This window comes from Pseudomonas sp. ATCC PTA-122608 (genome assembly GCF_001952855.1).
Classification (GTDB): domain Bacteria; phylum Pseudomonadota; class Gammaproteobacteria; order Pseudomonadales; family Pseudomonadaceae; genus Aquipseudomonas.
On the sequence record NZ_LPNO01000008.1, the window covers coordinates 18,010 to 36,006 of the forward strand.

At 54.6% G+C, this 17,997-nt stretch carries 16 protein-coding genes, 1 tRNA gene and 1 pseudogene; 14 read left to right on the forward strand and 4 right to left on the reverse strand.

All coding sequences use genetic code 11. The features are described from left to right. Positions 1-5: 5 nt before the first annotated feature. Positions 6-1,238 carry a CaiB/BaiF CoA-transferase family protein gene (locus AU074_RS09350; RefSeq protein ID WP_076014467.1) on the forward strand — a complete coding sequence of 411 codons (1,233 nt, stop codon included), beginning with the start codon at positions 6-8 and terminating at the stop codon, positions 1,236-1,238. Between the two features lie 42 nt (positions 1,239-1,280). Here AU074_RS09350 and AU074_RS09355 read toward each other — a convergent pair whose 3' ends face one another. Further along, positions 1,281-2,663: a glycerophosphodiester phosphodiesterase family protein gene (locus AU074_RS09355; RefSeq protein WP_076014468.1), complete on the reverse strand. Its 1,383-nt coding sequence runs from the start codon at positions 2,661-2,663 to the stop codon at positions 1,281-1,283. A 175-nt stretch (positions 2,664-2,838) separates the two neighbouring features. Here AU074_RS09355 and AU074_RS09360 point away from each other — a divergent pair. The 10 genes from AU074_RS09360 (at position 2,839) to AU074_RS09410 (ending at position 11,643) form a co-directional block, all read left to right on the forward strand. Next, positions 2,839-2,914, forward strand: a tRNA-Asn gene (locus AU074_RS09360). Positions 2,915-3,035: 121 nt separating this feature from the next. After that, the gene (locus tag AU074_RS09365; protein WP_076014469.1) at positions 3,036-3,923 is read left to right on the forward strand and encodes a ParA family protein; all 888 of its coding nucleotides are present in this window, start codon (positions 3,036-3,038) and stop codon (positions 3,921-3,923) included. Continuing rightward, positions 3,920-5,260, forward strand: a complete 1,341-nt coding sequence (gene dnaB / locus AU074_RS09370) for a replicative DNA helicase (RefSeq protein WP_076014470.1) — start codon at positions 3,920-3,922, stop codon at positions 5,258-5,260. The genes AU074_RS09365 and dnaB overlap by 4 nt, the downstream gene beginning before the upstream one ends. A gap of 386 nt (positions 5,261-5,646) precedes the next feature. Next, a complete protein-coding gene (locus AU074_RS09380) occupies positions 5,647-7,377 on the forward strand; it encodes a ParB family protein (protein WP_076014472.1) in 1,731 nt (576 codons plus the stop codon). Continuing rightward, entirely contained in the window at positions 7,364-7,951 is a 588-nt protein-coding gene (locus AU074_RS09385; RefSeq protein WP_076014473.1) for an STY4526/YPO1902 family pathogenicity island replication protein, read from the forward strand. Before AU074_RS09380 ends, AU074_RS09385 begins: the two co-directional genes overlap by 14 nt. Continuing rightward, entirely contained in the window at positions 7,951-9,279 is a 1,329-nt protein-coding gene (locus tag AU074_RS09390) for an STY4528 family pathogenicity island replication protein (protein ID WP_256576863.1), read from the forward strand. The genes AU074_RS09385 and AU074_RS09390 overlap by 1 nt, the downstream gene beginning before the upstream one ends. 237 nt (positions 9,280-9,516) lie before the next feature. Then, complete coding sequence (locus tag AU074_RS09395; protein WP_003216698.1) at positions 9,517-10,290, forward strand: PFL_4669 family integrating conjugative element protein; 774 nt, start codon at positions 9,517-9,519, stop codon at positions 10,288-10,290. Positions 10,291-10,294: 4 nt separating this feature from the next. Next, the gene (locus AU074_RS09400; protein ID WP_076014475.1) at positions 10,295-10,867 is read left to right on the forward strand and encodes a DUF3158 family protein; all 573 of its coding nucleotides are present in this window, start codon (positions 10,295-10,297) and stop codon (positions 10,865-10,867) included. A 2-nt stretch (positions 10,868-10,869) separates the two neighbouring features. Beyond that, complete coding sequence (locus tag AU074_RS09405; protein WP_076014476.1) at positions 10,870-11,265, forward strand: single-stranded DNA-binding protein; 396 nt, start codon at positions 10,870-10,872, stop codon at positions 11,263-11,265. A 141-nt stretch (positions 11,266-11,406) separates the two neighbouring features. Then, complete coding sequence (locus AU074_RS09410; RefSeq protein WP_076014477.1) at positions 11,407-11,643, forward strand: hypothetical protein; 237 nt, start codon at positions 11,407-11,409, stop codon at positions 11,641-11,643. Between the two features lie 678 nt (positions 11,644-12,321). Here AU074_RS09410 and AU074_RS09415 read toward each other — a convergent pair. Together AU074_RS09415 and AU074_RS32750 are read right to left on the reverse strand one after the other, a co-directional pair. After that, positions 12,322-12,594, reverse strand: coding sequence for a hypothetical protein (locus AU074_RS09415; protein WP_076014478.1), 273 nt, complete (start codon positions 12,592-12,594; stop codon positions 12,322-12,324). Next, the gene (locus tag AU074_RS32750; RefSeq protein ID WP_256576864.1) at positions 12,591-14,621 is read right to left on the reverse strand and encodes a lipid II-degrading bacteriocin; all 2,031 of its coding nucleotides are present in this window, start codon (positions 14,619-14,621) and stop codon (positions 12,591-12,593) included. The genes AU074_RS09415 and AU074_RS32750 overlap by 4 nt, the downstream gene beginning before the upstream one ends. A 333-nt stretch (positions 14,622-14,954) precedes the next feature. On the opposite strand from AU074_RS32750, the pseudogene AU074_RS34815 reads away from it, so the two are divergent. Beyond that, a pseudogene (locus AU074_RS34815) lies at positions 14,955-15,400 on the forward strand (RNA polymerase sigma factor); the annotation flags it as partial. A 90-nt stretch (positions 15,401-15,490) separates the two neighbouring features. Here the strand turns inward: AU074_RS34815 and AU074_RS09425 are convergent. After that, complete coding sequence (locus AU074_RS09425; RefSeq protein WP_076014479.1) at positions 15,491-16,180, reverse strand: SOS response-associated peptidase family protein; 690 nt, start codon at positions 16,178-16,180, stop codon at positions 15,491-15,493. 100 nt (positions 16,181-16,280) lie between these two features. On the opposite strand from AU074_RS09425, the gene AU074_RS09430 reads away from it, so the two are divergent. Next, positions 16,281-16,712: a LexA family transcriptional regulator gene (locus AU074_RS09430; protein WP_003216664.1), complete on the forward strand. Its 432-nt coding sequence runs from the start codon at positions 16,281-16,283 to the stop codon at positions 16,710-16,712. After that, the gene (umuC, locus tag AU074_RS09435) at positions 16,699-17,985 is read left to right on the forward strand and encodes a translesion error-prone DNA polymerase V subunit UmuC (RefSeq protein ID WP_076014480.1); all 1,287 of its coding nucleotides are present in this window, start codon (positions 16,699-16,701) and stop codon (positions 17,983-17,985) included. Before AU074_RS09430 ends, umuC begins: the two co-directional genes overlap by 14 nt. Positions 17,986-17,997 lie beyond the last annotated feature (12 nt).

Here is a 17,997-nt window from a genome sequence, read left to right on the forward strand (position 1 = left end):
GAATAATGGGTGCATTGACAGGTTTGCGGGTGCTGGATTTAAGCCGGGTATTGGCCGGTCCCTGGTGTGGCCAGGTATTGGCTGACCTCGGCGCGGAAGTGATCAAGATCGAACGGCCACAAAGCGGTGACGACACCCGTGGTTGGGGCCCGCCGTGGATGAAGACCGATACCGGCGAGTCGTCCGGGCAGGCGTCTTATTACCAGTCCACCAACCGCGGCAAGTTATCCGTGGCCATCGACCTCGCCACCTCCGAAGGCCAGGAACTGGTACGAGCCCTGGCGGCCAGCTCCGACGTACTGATCGAAAACTACAAGGCCGGTTCCCTGGCGCGCTATGGCCTGGATTACGCGACCCTGGCCGAGATCAATCCACGGCTGGTGTACTGCTCCATCACCGGTTTCGGCCAGACCGGCCCGCGTGCCGAAGAGCCCGGCTACGACTTCATCATCCAGGGCATCGGCGGCCTGATGAGCATCACCGGCGAGCGCGACGACTTGCCCGGCGGCGGCCCGCAAAAAGTCGGCGTAGCGTTCTCCGACCTGATGACCGGCCTGTATTCCACCGTCGCCATCCAGGCCGCACTGCTCAGCCGCGAACGCACCGGCGTTGGTCAACACATCGACATGGCGCTGCTGGACGTACAGGTCGCAACCCTGGCCAACCAGAGCATGAACTACCTGGCCTCAGGCAAGGTACCTGAGCGGTACGGCAACGCCCACGCCAACATCGTGCCGTACCAGGTGTTCCGTGCGGCAGACCGCGACTTTATTATTGCCTGCGGCAACGACAGCCAGTTTGTTGCGCTGTGCCACAGCATTGGCTTGCCGCACCTGCCGCAAGACCCGCGCTTTCGGCGCAATGCCGATCGGGTCGCGCACCGGGCCGAGATTGTCGAGCTGTTGTCGGCGCACTTTCTGGGGCGTACGGCGGACGAGTGGGTGGCGAGTATTCACGCATCGAAAGTGCCGGTGGGCGCGATCAATAACATCGCGCAATCGTTGGAAGAGCCGCAGGTGATTGCCCGAGGCTTGATGGTGAAGATCCCGCATCCCAAGAATCCGGATTTCGCCATGGTCGGCAGCCCGATCAAGATGTCGGGCACGCCGGTGGAGTATGTAAGGCCGGCGCCGATGTTGGGGCAGCATACCGATGAGGTACTGGGCGAGCGCCTGGGGTTGTCGGCGGAGCAACTGGGGCAGCTCAAGGCGGTCGGGGTGATCGAGCAGTTGGACTGAACAATGGCGGCCGTGAAGGCCGCCATCCACCTTGATGACTGTTTAGCGCGCGACTTCTTTAAGGTAGGTGTTTCGGGCAGCTACGGCAGTCGGCGTGAAGTCCGTAAATACACCATCAACTCCCGCCCGGAAGAAGGCCATGTATTCGGCCGCCGGATTGCCCTTGTAGGCACCGGCCAGGTACTTCGCTTCGTTGCGGAAGGTGAAGATATGGACGAACAAACCAGCCTTGTGCGCATCGCTGATCAGGTTGGTCGGCTTGAAGGTGTCGACTTCGGGCAAACCAGGGTTTTGCGCTGAAGTGGCGGTCAGCGACATCGCTTGCGGCTTCCACGGGCCGATGCCGTCGGCGTAGGTCTTGACCTCGGCCAGGCCTGCCGGAGTCAGCATCGCACCAAAGGCGCGTGGGTCGCCGGCGACGGTCCAGCTGTAGGGGCGGCCGCTGACGAAGGTGTTGGGTTTGTCCGTGATGAAAATGGTTTCGCCGGTCTTGAAGTCCACACCGTTCCCATCCACCAACTGCACCGCCCTGGATTGCAGGCCGATAGAGCGCAGGTACTTCAGGCTGTTCGGGTCAAAGCTTTGCACAAACACCGGCGCGTCTTTGCGATTGAGGTTGTTGTCTTTAAGGGTCTTGAGGAACGCCGCTTCGAACGGATGACTGCCCGGGGCGCCGCAACCATTGGCGATGGCCTGGGCGTTGTTCCAGATTGGGTTTTTGCTTTCCGGGTAGGTGGTAATCACACGGCCTGTGGCTGCGCTTTTGGCTTTTGCGATGTCGATCACTTCCTGGAAACTCAAGATCGGCAGCTTGCCGTTGAGTTCGGTCGGGCGCTCGTCGCGGGCGTCGTACGTCGTGCCGCCGATCCATTGCTTGAGTTCGGCCAGGGTGAAATCGCTGATTGACCAGTCGTTGGTATGGTCTTCGCCATCCACGATCAAGGATTTCAACACGGATTTTGGATCGTTGGGGTTGGTCAAATCACTCAGGTACTGGGCCGGGCCATTTTCTGCGGTGGCGGGATACCGGACATTGACCAACACACCTGGAACCGTGCGCTTGCGGCGAGCAACCTCTGGGTTGGTCTTCGCGACGTCGCTGATGTTGGTGTTGTCGCTCAACCAGGGATTGTGCCGAGCTACCAATACACAGTCCTTGGTCATATGCAGGTCCAGCTCGAGGGAGTCTGCACCCGCGTCGGCCGCATGCTCATACGACGCCCGGGTTTCCTCGGGGTACAACCCCGGCAGGCCGCGATGCCCGATTACCAGTGGAGGTGCACCGTCCAGGGTCTTGAAGGAAGTGGAGGCGGCAGGCGCACTCCCGGTCACACTGTCACACGCGCTCACCATCAGGCTGCATCCGATAACGATAAAACGGGCAAGCAGGGTTTTTACCGCTGGCGGGCCTGAGCGAGTGTGCATGTGTCGTCCTTCAAGAAGAGGGTAGGGGCGGGGTATCTGCGGATGTTGGCGTTGACGCATGACAGAGTCGTGACAGGGAGTGGAGTGATGACTTTTCAGCAGTGCGCACCTTGGGAAAGCACAAATCTCACTGAATGCTTGACTTCTCCTTTTCAATCAGTAACATACGGCGCATTCCGCGATAGCTCAGTTGGTAGAGCAAATGACTGTTAATCATTGGGTCCCTGGTTCGAGTCCAGGTCGTGGAGCCAGATAGTGAAAAAGCCTGCAGAGATGCAGGCTTTTTTCGTTCAGGGCGTTTTTCCTGACAATCAGTCTATAGCGTGACTTTTATGAAGCTGTCTCTAATCCTTCGATTCAGAGGCAAGCAGTATGAAAATCGCAGCAATCGTTTCAACCAAGGGCGGACCGGGTAAAACCACGGTAGGCGCCAATCTAGGCGCGTTCTGCGCCGATGCAGGTCTTCGAACCCTACTCATTGATCTTGATAACCAGCCATCGCTGTCGTCGTTTTACGCGCTATCGCATGAAGCGCCAGGCGGCACCTATCAACTGATCGCGAATAATGAGACCCGGGCCGACCAGATCATCTCCCAGACCTGCATTCCCAATCTCTCGCTGATTCACTCCAATGACCCGTTCAACCAATTGAGCAATCTGCTTTTGCACGCAGCTGACGGCCGTCTTCGTCTCAAAAATTTGATGCCGGCATTTGAACGCGACTTTGATCTGATTTTGATCGACACCCAGGGCGCGCGCTCCATCCTCTTGGAGATGGCGTTGCTGGGCGCCCAAATGGCTATTTCTCCCATCACGCCTGATATGTTGACTGCTCGAGAGTTTCACCGCGGGATGCTCCAGCTCTACCGGGATCTTGAGCCATTGGCAGCGCTTGGTGCTGTGACGCCACCGCTGAATGTGGTGATCAACAAGCTTGACGCAACGAATGATGCAAACCTGATTTATTACTCTTTAGCCGAGACTTTTTCCGACCATCCCCAGGTTCAGATGGTCCGCACAACAATCCCGGCGGCGGTGAGTTTTCGTCGTGCCGCCACTGAAGGTATTCCCGCTCACCGATTGGAGTATCGGCTGCCCACACACCGACGTTCACCAACCGCATTCAAGGTCATCAAAGACCTCTCCATGGAGCTGTTTCCCGAGTGGCGTTTGAAGTTCGAAGCGCTGAGTGAGGAACGTCTGAGCCAGAACGTGTCTTTGCTATCGAAGAGGGCGACCCTGGGGAGAGCAGCAGTATGAGCGTGCTTGATCTAGCCCCACCTCATTCAGTTGAGGCCGAGCAAGGCGTTCTCGGTGGCCTGATGCTCGACAATTCCACGTGGGATCTCATTGCAGACGTCATTACCGCGGACGATTTTTTCAGGCGTGACCATCGTCTGATTTACCAGGCGATCGAGAAGCTTGCTGTGCGCGGTTCACCGATTGATGTGGTTACCGTCCTTGAGTCATTGGACGGGCCAGATGAAGTAGGGGGCCTGAGCTACCTAGGAGAGTTAGCCAAGAACACTCCTTCGGTTGCCAATATCTCGACCTACGCCGCCATCGTTCATGAGCGCTCCCATCTTCGTCGGTTGGTCATGCTCGGATACGAATGCAGCCGCGAGGCTTCCTCGAACCAAGCCAAGAGTGCTGAGGTCCAGGAGCTTATTGAACAGAAACTCTTCCTGCTGGGGCAGGACAGGGGACGGAGTGATTTTGTTGATGTGAAGCAGACGTTAATGGAGGTGGTTGAAAGGATCGACTACCACTTCAACGAAGGCGACAGCATCACCGGTATCCCTAGTGGACTGGATGCGATGGATCAGGTTACGGGTGGCTTTCAAGATGCTGATTTGATCGTCATCGCGGCTCGTCCTTCCATGGGTAAAACCAGCCTCGCGCTCAGCGTGGTGGACGCCGCCCTCCAACAGAAACCAACCAATACGGTTCAGATCTACAGTCAGGAGATGCCTGCTCACGCGTTGATGTTTCGCTTAATAGCGATCCTGGGCCAACTCAACCTGGCGGATTTGATGCGCGGTCAGTTGCGTGATGAAGATTGGCCCAAGGTGATAGCAGCGGTCGGCCGCATCAATAATTACGGTGAGCGACTCATTATTGATGACACCTCCAGTCTTACCCCGTCAGCGCTAAGGTCTAAGGTGAGGCGTGCGGCGCGGCGTTCGGGTATGCCTCGGCTGATCATGGTCGACTATCTCCAGTTGATGAGGCTGGAAGGTAAGGAAAATCGCAACCTTGAGATCGCCGGTATCACCGCGTCGTTGAAAGCGCTGGCCAAGGAGTTCAATTGCCCTGTTATCGCATTGTCTCAACTCAACCGGTCGGTGGAGCAGCGAGCCGATAAGCGCCCTTTCAATGGTGACCTACGCGAGTCAGGTGCGATTGAGCAAGACGGTGACGTCATCATGTTCATCTACCGCGATGAGGTCTACCACCCCGAAACAAGTGAATGCGGAGTGGCAGAACTCATCTTCGGCAAGCATCGCAATGGTCCTACCGGTACGGTTCGAGTCGCTTTCACACCTGAGCAGACACGCTTTTCAAACTTATCCCGGGATCAGCGGGGGGCACAGTGATGGGAGTATTCAACCAACGAGGACGCTGCTGTGACTGCGGCGCAGAATTTCCGCTTCACGTTTCGGTTAAGAGATTTGCCGGCGAGTCTCTGCCTGAGGGCGAAGTCGATATAGATACCTGCCCTGAGTGTGGCAGTTACAGCGTAGAAGATGCGCTGATGATCCTGGGGAGCGAAGACAACCTCGACGACACCTGCACGGTGGTCTTCCGACTCAGCAAGGAGCTGTTGGACAGTAGCGACTTTCTTTATGCCTTGGCCTGTCGCACGGATGGGTGGAAGGGGGTGGAGATACTGCAGGTTCAGTTACCCGAACACTGTTGCGAATTACCTGCCATAGAAGGGCGCAACCATGAATGAAGCGATGCTGATCATGGAGGTGAGCTAATGGCCGCCAAGCCCATGTCGACGGACCAAATCAAAGGGAAGCTGCTACAGGGCGCCTTTACGAACAGCGCACCGATGGTAGGTCGTCTGTCTGATCCAATTGTAGATACTCCAATGGTCCTGACGTTGGACCAGCTCAAGCCTTATGACCACAACCCCAGGTTGAACCGAAACCCTCGATACGATGACCTTCGTGCCTCAATTCAGAGTCGAGGCTTGGACGCACCGCCTCCTGTCACTCGTCGAGTGGGGGAGGAGCATTTCATCATCCGCAACGGCGGCAATACACGCTTGGCTATTCTCAATGAGTTGTGGCGGGAGACCGGAGAGGAACGCTTTTTTCGCATTCACTGCTTGTTCAGGCCTTGGCCTAGCCGTGGGGAAATCGTTGCACTTACTGGGCACTTAGCGGAAAGCGATCTCCATGGTGAACTGACCTTCATCGAGCGAGCTCTGGGCGTGGAGCGCGCGCGGGAGTTTTACCAGATCGAGGTCGATACACCGATCTCCCAAAGAGAGTTGGCGAAGCTTCTGAAGCAGGATGGTTACCCAATCTCTCAGCCGCATATCAGCAAAATGCAGGATGCGGTGCGTTATCTCTTGCCGGCGATTCCTAATGCTTTATATGGCGGACTTGGTAAACCTCAGATCGAAAAACTAACGAGTTTGCGCCGCGCGAGCGAGAAGGCTTGGCTTAAGCATGCTGGGGCAACGCCTCAAGAAATTGAACACGAGCATCTGTTCCAAGAGGTGCTTTCTCTCTTTGACCAAGGCGAGTACAGCTACGAGCGTTTCCAGGATGAGCTGCTCCATAAAATGGGGCAGCTGTTGGGGCAGGACTACAACAGTTTGAAGCTGGATGTGCTTGAGCCAGACCGTTCATATCCGATTGAGCGGCCTGAGCCAGCAGTTTCCGGCCGCGACCTGAGTCCTCCGGTTCATGCCGTTGCTCCTACCGCCCAGCGGCCTCAGCAAGTACCCGGCAGCATTGCATTAGGGCAAAACGCACCTGATGAGGTGGCACAACCCGATGAGCCTGTGTTCCTGCTTCATGAGGATGAGCAACAAGCGCGTATGGCGTCCAATACGCTTTCCGCTATCGCTGGGGTTACAACGCGGACTCAGGTTATTAAGCATCAGTTGGCGCAAGCGACTGGTGAAGCGATTCCACGTTTCGAGGACTCCTGTCTTCAATCCATTCCCATCCAGGCGGGAGGGCTTCATCCGGTTGCTGATCTTTGGTACATCGAGCGTGCTGTCGACTCACCTGATTCCTTGCGCCAGGCCATTTTCGGCCTGGTACAGGACATAGCAACTGAAGTGTCGCTTCCTCAAGAATACTTCACCCAGAGTGATTGGGGCATCGGCTTTCTATGCGCTCGGCCAGCTGAATGGGGCAACGATCTCTTTTCAGAAGCGCCCATGACACTCAGTCCCGAGGCCTACACCGTCCTTAACCTGCTGGATGGGTTGAGTGGGCGTTTCGCTCCGGCTTTGCACCTGCTTCGGGAGGATGCAGTACACCCGGCAATGCCTGAGATGAATAGCTATCGCTTGCTTGCCGAGTTGGGGCAACTCCTCCTCGGCGGTTCCCCCTTGAAAGACCAACCGGCCTCACTAGCAGGTCGGCTGAGTGATGTTGCCTTGGTCAAGTTATTCAGAGTCATACGCCTTGGGCGTCGGCTCATTGAGTTGGAATCCAAGCAATCTTTTTGCGATGTCATCCAATAACCACGGAGTGGTGGAGGTTTCTGTGCATCCCTTAAATCTGGCAGTCGCCTTTCAGATTTTGAACAACATAAAAAATGGCCAGTTGCGCAGTTGTCTCGCTATGGGCCTTGAAGAAAACGACCTGAAGATACTCATTGACCCGCTATGCATGGGGGTTCTGGTCAACTCACCGGTACCCTGGTTCAAGGTTGTCGTGGATGGCGTTGCAGTAAGGCGAGTACTCGCACACGCAAAAAACACTGAGGAGGATGAACTGATCAATCGAGCGATATTGCTTGGGGCAAGTTCTCCGATGATTCTTGAGCTTTTCGGGCTTCCGTCCAAGGAGTCATCAATCAGGCGGGAGATTCTGGGCGTACCACAACGTAGGGGGCGTTGGCCCCATGTTGGACCTGAGGATGAGGCAATTCTTTGGAAGCATTGGGTCAGCCTAACCAAGGAACTGGGTACTGATCTAGGGGATCCTCGAGCGGTCTTTGATGTGGCAATGATAATGGCCGAGCGTGAGCGCAGTCTGAACCTCGCGATTATCTGGAGCGCCATTCAGAGCTGGATCGCGCAGGGCCTGGTGTGATGGGCGTAGGAGGAAATTCTCGTTTCACCCCGGGTAACCTTGATGCGCTAAATGCTTTGCTCGACTCGGCAAGTGCGGCACTTAGTGAGAGCCGATCTGATAAGCATGCGGCGCCAAAAATTGAGAGGCCGTCTACGCGGCCACTCACGCCTATTCTGGACACGGAGAGAGCCGGGATTATCTTTACCGGTAATCCACATGAGGCAGTGCCAAGGAGGCTGTTGCTGGATAACCGGCTTACACCTTTGGAGCGTAATGCCTGGCAGGTCTTTCGCTTGCTGCTCAATGACGATGGCCTGACTTCCTTCCCAACTTATGAGCAGCTACGTCCATATTTGGCATCTACGCCCTTTAAGTTAGCGTCCAGAGAAACTGTGGCCAAGGCTTTGACGGCTTTGCGCATGACTCGCTGGCTCAGCCTTGGCGGACGAGTTCGCGACGAGGTAACAGGGCAAATGAAGGGCAATATCTACCTCTTGCACGATGAGCCAGTAAGCATTGCTGAAGCAGTCTTGTTGGACAGTGGCTACCTGGAGTTACTCGGGGAATGCGTTGGTCACTCAAACAAGTCGATCCGCGACGTTGCTGCCCATGTCTTTGAGGAGCTTGCTGCTGACCCCTACATTCGAGAGAACGCCTTGCCTTCGCATCTTGAAAAGCTGCAGCAGCGAATGGTAGGGCAGGGGTGGACCAACACTACAGTTGCTCAAGCTGGGGCAAGTGAATCCGAACTCAGTAATTTTGAGTCCGTACTCAGTGGAAACGAATCCGAACTCAGTGAAAAGGCCCCAGTTCGGAATCACGTTGGGCCGAGTTCGGATTCCGAACTCAGCCGAAAAGCTTGCGTCTTGACCCCAGTTCGGAATCCGAACTCATCTAGTACTAGTACTCATACAGATGTTTGTAAAAACACAGTACCGCGGGCGCGCGAGGATCTGCGATTGCCCGAGCAACTCCTCCAGCTTGCCTCAGAGCAGCGACGTAACGCCATGGTAGCGCTTGGATCAATTCAGCAGGGGTTGCAGCAAAAAGTACTGGACCAGTGGGCTGCACGGTGCGCCAGTGCGGAGGTGCGCAACCCTGCGGGATACCTATTCGGCATGATCCAGAAGGCTCAACGCGGTGAGTTCAATCAAGTCAGTGACAACGGAGGCGGTAATGCACATTACAATGCTCGCAGCGGCCCAGGGAGAGCAGTTGCGGCTCGAGTACCGCACCTGTCTGAGACGTTGATGCAGCGCGACAAACCGACGCCTGAGAGCCTTGTCGCGGGGCGTGAAGGTATGAGCGCGATCATGGCGTTGTTGAAGTCTGGACCAAGGCCATAGGTGAGTGGAGTGATTCCAGTGGAATCATCCTTGGCTGAGCAGCATGCTGATTCCACTGGAATCATGCTGGCAGAGCGCTTCCGTGATTCCAGTGGAATCAGCTCCTTGGGTTCGTTGGACCATCCCCAGCTTGGGAGGCTGTCTCAAAACATCCCGTCTACGAATCTGTTTCCGCACTGACGACATTCTCGTTCCTCGCAATACTGATGCAGTGACATCTACTTGCAGGAGCAATCCATGTCTGACCTTGTTCAATTGAATCTTGGCCCGTTGCGCAGCGCCATGAAGCTCACGCTCCACACCCATCATGCAGCTCGTGTCTGGCATGGCAGACCTGCAGGGAATGGCAAAAACGGCATTATTGGCTTGAGCGGCTTCGTCAGCTTGATGAACAGAATGAAGCGGGCGGCGGAGCAGGACGACCCCTATGCAGATTTTTGGCTGATCCGAATCCACGAGAAACTTGAGTCTTCAAAATCTGAACTGGGACAAATAAAAGCCCGGTTGGACCAGTCCATGAGCAGCCTGCCCGAAGCATTAAGTGTGGGTGAGAACCTCAACGTTCATCCGGTCATGCTCCCGGTCTACATCAACTCTCCGTTTGGCTTTCTTGCTGTGTACCTGCTCATCGCTTATGACGACATAGTTCGTCGGTTGTTGCTGGCCCATCACACAGCGTTGATGGGCCGGCGAGACATGGAGGTCTGGATCAACGCGGGGGGTTACGTGCTGCGTAGTCTCTTTGGGTTGGCCCAACAATACAAAGTCTCGGGCGCCACGCGTGATGACTTCGTGACGAACAATGCGGTCGCCCGGGAGGCTCGAGAGCGATATGGAGAGTTGCCACAGGACGTCCTTGAAGGGATACGCCGTTGCGAGTTTGCGCCTCCGATATACCAGCGTCGACCACGAGAAGAGGGGCAGGACGATGATCCAGATGACGATCCAGATAGCCCGCTCAGCATGGCTCCAGTGGAAACCATAGTGCCAACAGAAGCGGTTGGAGGATGAGTCGATGGTTCATTCCGAAGATGCCGTCAGCGCTGTCACTGCGGCCGAATCGACAGTCGATGAGAAACACGTTGCCTTCCAGCCGCTGCAACAGAGTGCCTTCTCGGCGATAGAACACGCGGCCTTCCTTAAAGGGCTTTTAAAGCCTTTTAAGGGTAAGGGGGAGCTCATGCAATTTGGTGACGTGTGCAGTCGGCTTATGAACAGTTTGGTTCAGTTAGCTACTGGAGAGGTGCTGGCTCAGGCCGAGCGTTATCCATTCACGTTGCTCCCAATCCGTATGACGCGACAGTCGACTGGAGCGGGAACGGTATTTCTGCGCTGGAGCCGAATGGATCGCAGCAAGATGGGAGTCGACCTATGGGCTGACCTGTTAGGCAATGGCAGGACGCCGATCAACCTAGTTTCGGATCTTTACGCCATGGAGCTTCAGCGGATAACGATCAACATGCAGATCAGCTTAATGCACAGCATCAGCCGACAGGCATTTTTGTGTGCTTCCAAAATCCGAGTTGCCGAGCAGATTTATCAGCAGCGAGTTTCTCAGCAGGTCACAAGCAATTCAGCGGAGGTATGACCATGTCCACCAAGTTTTGGGGCGAGGGGAACATCGGCACGAAGCCCGAGTTCAGGGAGTTTGCGAACGGTAACAAAGAGCCCCGGCGGTTGCTCAGGCTCAACGTGTACTTTGATAACCCGGTGCCGAAAGGTGATGGAGAGTATGAGGATCGCGGCGGTTTCTGGGCCAACGTGGAGCTTTGGCACAAAGACGCCGAGCGCTACTCGGAGCTTTACAGCAAAAGCATGCGGGTGCTGGTGATAGGTCGCATGCTTATGGATCAGTGGGAGGACGACAACGGCGAGGAGCGCAGTGCGATGAAGGTGCAGGCTAGCCGAGTGGGGATTTTGCCGCATCGTCTTCAGAGTTTGATGGTGAGATCGAACGACCATGCACCTTCTGAAGACGTAGTTTAAAAATCTATATTTGGCTGTTAAGCAAATTCCCAGGTACACCGTTTCTCGTATGCGAGAAAATTCCCCAAGCCCAGTCTAAAACCGGGGCGAGGCCGTCCCAGAATGGGGTTATCACATCTACTCAGCGAAAGGAATCTCGATATGCCGACCTTTACCGCATCAGAAAAAGCTGTCGCATTGAGTAAGGCGCAAAGAGAAGTTGATCTAGTCGCCGAAGCTGAAGACATCGCGGAGCTGCACCGACAGAAAAGCTGGGCCAGGGCATACGCCTCGGCGTTGGTACACGTCGGGGCATTGACTAGCGATGAACAGGGTAGGCTTGAGGGGCAGATCCTCAGGACTTCAGAAATGCGTCTGGACGAGCTTGATGCTCGCTGATACCTCTGAAACAAGCCCGGCGTGTCGGGCTTGTCGAGAGCTGATTCATTAAGTCGGTTGCCGACAGTTTCCGAGTACCTCGAACTGTGTAAGCGTCCGGTTGGGTTGCTTTCCTGAACGACCTCGGCTTTGAACGGTTTTGGATAAGAGCTTCGTTGGCGCATGAAAATGCTGGCAATAAGGGTGATCGCGTCCGCTTAAAAATACGCGGACACCATGCACTTAAACTTAGAGTTTGAAAGGTGAGTTCGCCGGACGCTTACGGGAGGTTTTTCCAACGGTCCAAAGCTATATTGGGTCGCTATATGCAGGAGTTCCATCATCGGGCGCGTATTGCAACGTTTGTTGAAAGGTTAACGCTAACCTATTATCGCCCTTTGGGGACCAAATATTGACTTGAGGCACACATGCTTTTACGCACGATCGCCCTCTACATCGGCTCCCCTATAGAGGAGGAATCTGAACGCGTAGTGCTTCGAGCTCTTCTAGTGATGCTTGAGGAGCGTAGATGGGCGTGAACGGACTGCGTGTGAAAATCGCGACGTATGACGAACTGTCAATTCTTTTGTCTAGCATCAACCCGCGATGACGGTTCCGGTTTCACAATTGCTGTGAAACCTTGAATGTCAGACGAAAAAAGCCCAGCTTGGCTGGGCTTTTTTAAAAATGATTCAGAATTTATTCAAACGTGTATTTTTTCTCAGTTACGAATGCCGGTTCCTTCCAATTAGGGCCTTTTATTAAGGCCTTACCAGAATCGATGATAAGCCCTTCACTTACCATATAACTAACCAGTTTTAATAGCTCAAGATTGTTTAGGATATTAACCCAGTCGTTTCTATTGTAAAGCCCGTCTAATCTAGGATACGAAATTCCACTTTCGCCCTTTGTTAGAAATAAAACGACATCTCTAGGTGCTTCGGAAACAACCACATCATTAATAGTATTCATTTTGCTTCCCTCTCGTCCTGTATCCTTCCAGCTTCTAACGCTTCCGGGGTGTAAAACAGATTCTGACCATCTTTCAGCTTATAGTCTTCTAATGTTGCCGCATGAGCATTATTCCAAGTCGCACCGCTATCCGCAGGGGACACACCATCCGCAATCCCCAAAGCCCTGTACCGTTCAAGCTCTCTAGTCTCGTGAGTATAAAATCGCTTATCGATATCAGTAACGGCCATTTCGCCGCTTAGGATTTTTTCCAGGCGATCAATCATCACGGCGTTTGCATCCGATGGACCGAACCTGCCTGTATGCAGCTTAACGAGATCAATGCCTTCCTGGGTCACTGTTGCGGTCGTCCAATCAAGGTTTTGAGTCGGCCCCCCTGCTTTATCAGGATTGTACATCCGACCGCTGTACTCGCCTTTGGTGTCGGCCCCTTCGTACGGATTGCTGTACACGGCATAAATCGGCGGCAAACCGGAATCCGCAGGGTAAACGTAGATACCGTCTCGAAAGCCCGACTGCTCGGCAGCGGGAAACGGCTCAGCTTCGATTTCGACGGGTGTCAGTGTGATTCCGGTATATACCGGATTCTGGACGGGCTGCGCCGGTGTTGCGGTTGAGCTATTTCCAGGTACCGCGATCGGGAACGTCAAAATAAAGGGTTCTGCACCAACGCCTGTGAACGTATAAGCGTTTGCTACAGGATCGAATACCAGTGCACGTACAGGCACAGCAGGAGAAACACCACCGGTTGCCTGCGTGTTCACCAGGGAATACTTCGATTGATCACCAATAATCCGATATGGGACATCAACCGTCCCGCCCGCCGCAGCAACGTCCTGAAGGTTTGCGGGCAGATTGGGCGCCAAGTCTTTCGCTGGCAGGTTCAGGGTTGTCGGTGGTAATTCACCATTACCGAGCGGCGATGGATACAGCAGGGCAAACAGACCCACGGCTGTGGCCGAACTAAAAACGGTACCCAATACCGCCCTACCGGCTTGAAGGGCACCTTCCAACGTTATTTGTGAGCCTGCCGCAGCTACGACAGATCCTCCAGCAGCGCTGAGCTGCGTAGCACCGGCAGCCGGAAGCTTGAACGTATGAGCGGTTTTAAATGCAGCAACTCTCGCAGCTTCAGCGGCTGCTGCGGCGACGGCCGCTGCGGCGGCGTTGGCGGCAGCGACTTCCTCGGGGGTCAGTTGCTTACTGATCGTTACGGGGGTATCACCGTTGATTGTGATTTCAAAGGGCGTAGCGTTCAGATTTTGCGCCACGTACTGAAGCTGAGTTGCTGCCGCTTCACCCACTGCGGTTTTAAGATTTTCGGGAATGGTGTTGTAAGTGACGTTTCCCGCAGAAATTTTCCCATCAAACTGATAGTTCCCTACGGCGTCTTTATTGACAGTGCCTTCAACCTTGAAGCTGGTATTTTCAATCCAGGACAACAGCTGCCAATCACTGACTGATCCGACAGCAGGAATGCTTTCTACAAGAATCGGGGTGACGGTACCGACCGGAGCCGCTGCCAAGGCGGCATCCAAGAGAGGGCTGGAAAAATTTGACGAATTTAAGCCAAAGCTGGCAATGGATGTTTCTGCTGCTGCGCCGTGTCCGTAGACAAAATGTCCAAATGCAGCAACGGGGGTCAGTTGGTTGCCCGTCAGACCAGGGCATGCCGCAACGCCGTTCGTGAGCTGGACATAATTGGTGCTCGCGTAATAAAGCGCGCCATTGACGTCATTTCCCGGGTGCAAAAATATGTAGTAGTCCGCATAGGGGACAACTTGCAGATCGTAGGTGAACCCCGGCGCGACGTTACCATTCTGGCTCCAATTTAGCTGTTCATCGGCGAGCTTAATAAGCATTTCTCGCCACAGACCCTGAGCGTAGTATGGATTTCTTGATTGTTGTTGCATTAGGAAAATAACAGCAGGGCTGGGCCCCGGGTTAGGCAGTCCATTTGTATTTACATCTGGATAGCCAGGTTCAGTAGCTGTGATGTTTATTGGGGGAAGAGTTATGTCGACCATAGTTTATATCCTTATCCATCCACGTAATTAGCAGTTCCTGTTCCCTAAAGGGTCGAAGCCCTTTGTTGGCATGACTCATGTTCAATCGCATCTGACCTGATGGCGGGTTTGGCCGTGGGTAAACATGAGCGCCAAGAAACTGTATATCCGTACAGCTTAATCCATCAACAGAAATATGCATAAATGCATATGTGGCCGACAAACGGTATCGATTCGCATTTGCCATCGGTGTGTGGTGGCCAGATCAAATAGAGTCAATACACCTGTTCCAAATGTAAAGTATTCGCATTTATACTCCCGCTCAATCGCCACTTCTACCGAGGTCGTCTGTTTATTTCTTCGCGCAGGTCATCGTGCAGGTCTCCCCCCAAACCCATACTGCTGACAGCTTTGATTCGGCACTACGATGAGCTGGTGGACCATGTGCGCCGACGCTTTGGTAAGCGGATCTTCGCGCGTGAAGTGGTTCACGATTTGTGCCTGCAGTTGCTTGAGCAGGATGAAAAGCCAAGCGTGCGCACGCCAGTGGCCTTTTACGCAAGATCGCCAGTGATATAGCAATCAGTCGCTACCATAGCGAGCGCCGCCGCCAGCCTTCATTGTCGGCGTTTCGGCAGTGCCGGGCGTGATCTGTGGCGCGCCGAGCCCGGAGCGTCAGCTTGATGGGGGAAGAGCGCTGGAGCTGCTGACTAAGCAATTGCCAGTCTGCCACCGCGCTGCCAGACGGTGTTTGTCATGCACAGGTGCATGAGTTGCCCCAGGCTGAAGTGGCCGAGCGCGGTACACACTAAGAAGCGTGCCTACTCAATTGAATAGGGTAGCTGGTCACTCCCCATTGACCACCGATGCGGGGGTTGAGGTTGTCGTCACTATCCAAGTGGAAGGATCAGATCCGCCCCTTGGTTTTTGACGTTCCCTACTGGAGTCCCCACCGGGTACCACTCAAATTCGTCGACGGGGAGACAAAGGTTTTTGGCTATGTCTTCCGCTCGAGCTGGCGACAGTTCCTGGTCCAACCATTCCCTGGCGTGTTCTGGAGACAAAACCAGCGGTCGCCGATCGTGTATATCCAACATGCCTTGGTCGCTGGCAGCCGTAATGATGACAAACCCATCTCCCTCGTGAGGTTCAAGATCTGTGTGAACCTGAGCTAGCGCTGCGAGGAACATAGGTGTCTGGCTTTTGAGACGAATGAAGTAAGGCTGCTTTTTCTTTGGATTCTCAGGATCCTTCACCCACTCATACCAACCATCAGCTACAACAAGTGCCCGGCCATTTGGCCAGAGCTGCTTGAAGAACTTGCCGGTGGTCACTGTTTCAACCCTGGCGTTGATCGGATCAGGACGTTTGCCTTTGGCCCAGAAGGGCGCCCATCCCCAGTGGACCGGATCAATTCGCAACCCGTCGTCGACGCTGTGCAGGATAAGTACCCGGGTAGTCGGTGCAATGTTGTAGCGGGCGATTGGCTGGTTGTCGTAGCCGCTGATCACGTCCTGCTCTGAATGGAGCTCTCTTAGGTAGTCGGCCATACCTTGGTACTGAGCAAACCGTCCGCACATGGTAATCACCCGCTTGTCGTAATTTCCTACAACTGAATTGACCGCAAACCGCCTTCAAAGTTAACTGTATACCTATACAGTATCTGAGAAATCTTGCGTCATGAGCTTTGTCATTCTAGGCCCTCTGGCAGAAGGCGGCGTCCAGCTGCCTCTTTGCTCTTTCAAAGTCCCGGCGGGTTTCCCTTCGCCGGCGGCTGACCATATCGAACAACAGATCTCATTGGATGAGCTGCTGAACATCCGAGCGCCCCATGTTTATCTGGTGTCGATTGCGGGGGATAGCATGCAAGGCATCGGAATTTTCGACGGTGACTTGGCGATTGTGGATCGGTCCATTGAGCCGCTGAACGGGCACATCGTCATTGCTCTGCTTAATAACGATCCTGTGTGCAAGCGCCTCTGCAAGCTGGGGCCTGAAGTGATTTTGAGGTCAGAGAATCCAAAGTACCCGGCGCGGTATGTGATGGAAGGGGACGAGCTATCGATCTGGGGTGTCGTCACTTACAGCGTGCGCAGCCATGGCCACGCTTAAACCTGAGCCAGTATTTGCGTTGATCGACTGCAATAGCTTCTACGCGAGCTGCGAGCGGGTGTTTCGTCCCGATCTGGCACGTACGCCTATCGTGGTTCTCAGCAACAACGATGGTTGTGTGATTGCTCGATCCGCGGATGCGAAGCCGTATATCAAAATGGGAGAACCGTACTTTCAGATCCGCGACAAGTTGAGCAAGCACGGCATCCTTCCTTTCTCCTCAAACTACGCGTTGTACGGAGACATGAGTCAGCGGGTCATGACGGTCATCGAGTCCCTGGTACCGGCTGTTGAGATCTACAGCATCGATGAAGCCTTCGCGGACTTGACAGGTATGACAGGTGACTTGGAGCACTTAGGTCGGCGTATCCGCGCCCAAGTGCTTAGGAGTACGGGTATTCCTGTGGGTGTCGGCATCGCGGGAACCAAAACGCTCAGCAAGCTGGCCAATCACGGTGCCAAGAGGTGGCAGTCCCAGTTGGGAGGTGTGCTGGATATTCGAAACTCAGCGCGAAGAGACAAGCTGCTCAAGGTGTGTGATGTCTCAGATGTCTGGGGCATTGGCAGAAAAATGACGGCGCACCTGGCCGAGATGAACATTCGAACAGCTTGGCAGCTTTCGCAGGCCGATCCCTGGATGCTCCGTAAGAACTTCAGCGTAGTGATCGAGAAGACTGCTCGTGAGCTCGCCGGAACGCCTTGCCTGGAACTGGATGAGCCCGATCCGCCAAAGCAGGAAATTTGCTGCAGCAGGATGTTCGGTAAGCGGTTGAAGGATCTGCCCTCGATCAAGGAAGCGGTCGCCACTTACATGATGCGGGCTTCTGAAAAGCTGAGGGCCCAGCACTCGCTGTGTAAGAAGATCCGCGTGAGCATTCGTACAGGGATGTTCAATCCGGAAGAGGCAAAGTATGCCAATGGAGTGATCGTTGACCTTCCCTATCCCACGGACGATGTTCGTCTTCTGACGAGGGCGGCGGTTGATGCGCTGGATCGGGTTTTTCGACCCGGCTTCAACTACAGCAAGGCAGAGGTGTTGCTGCTCAATCTCTGCCAGAAGGGAGAATACACCGACGATTTGTTCGCGGCGTCTCAGCCCGCCGAGGCGTCGAAGGTAATGGCTGTGTTGGACGAGATCAATGGCAGGTGGGGCAGGGGGACGTTACGTGCAGCAAGCGTCCCGCTGAACCCAGACTGGGGCATGCGGCGGGATATGATGAGTCAAAGCTATACCACTAAGCTGGACCAGCTCTGGAGGATTTCTTGTAGTTAGTAACTTTAAAAG

Coding starts and splice junctions, on each gene's coding strand:
- AU074_RS09385 (WP_076014473.1), top strand. CDS start 7,364: ATGTCATCCAATAACCACGGAGTGGTGGAGGTTTCTGTGCATCCCTTA.
- AU074_RS09405 (WP_076014476.1), top strand. CDS start 10,870: ATGTCCACCAAGTTTTGGGGCGAGGGGAACATCGGCACGAAGCCCGAG.
- AU074_RS09355 (WP_076014468.1), bottom strand. CDS start 2,663: ATGCACACTCGCTCAGGCCCGCCAGCGGTAAAAACCCTGCTTGCCCGT.
- AU074_RS32750 (WP_256576864.1), bottom strand. CDS start 14,621: ATGGTCGACATAACTCTTCCCCCAATAAACATCACAGCTACTGAACCT.
- AU074_RS09365 (WP_076014469.1), top strand. CDS start 3,036: ATGAAAATCGCAGCAATCGTTTCAACCAAGGGCGGACCGGGTAAAACC.
- AU074_RS09415 (WP_076014478.1), bottom strand. CDS start 12,594: ATGAATACTATTAATGATGTGGTTGTTTCCGAAGCACCTAGAGATGTC.
- AU074_RS09390 (WP_256576863.1), top strand. CDS start 7,951: ATGGGCGTAGGAGGAAATTCTCGTTTCACCCCGGGTAACCTTGATGCG.
- AU074_RS09410 (WP_076014477.1), top strand. CDS start 11,407: ATGCCGACCTTTACCGCATCAGAAAAAGCTGTCGCATTGAGTAAGGCG.
- AU074_RS09400 (WP_076014475.1), top strand. CDS start 10,295: ATGGTTCATTCCGAAGATGCCGTCAGCGCTGTCACTGCGGCCGAATCG.
- AU074_RS09350 (WP_076014467.1), top strand. CDS start 6: ATGGGTGCATTGACAGGTTTGCGGGTGCTGGATTTAAGCCGGGTATTG.
- AU074_RS09425 (WP_076014479.1), bottom strand. CDS start 16,180: ATGTGCGGACGGTTTGCTCAGTACCAAGGTATGGCCGACTACCTAAGA.
- AU074_RS09395 (WP_003216698.1), top strand. CDS start 9,517: ATGTCTGACCTTGTTCAATTGAATCTTGGCCCGTTGCGCAGCGCCATG.
- dnaB (WP_076014470.1), top strand. CDS start 3,920: ATGAGCGTGCTTGATCTAGCCCCACCTCATTCAGTTGAGGCCGAGCAA.
- umuC (WP_076014480.1), top strand. CDS start 16,699: ATGGCCACGCTTAAACCTGAGCCAGTATTTGCGTTGATCGACTGCAAT.
- AU074_RS09430 (WP_003216664.1), top strand. CDS start 16,281: ATGAGCTTTGTCATTCTAGGCCCTCTGGCAGAAGGCGGCGTCCAGCTG.
- AU074_RS09380 (WP_076014472.1), top strand. CDS start 5,647: ATGGCCGCCAAGCCCATGTCGACGGACCAAATCAAAGGGAAGCTGCTA.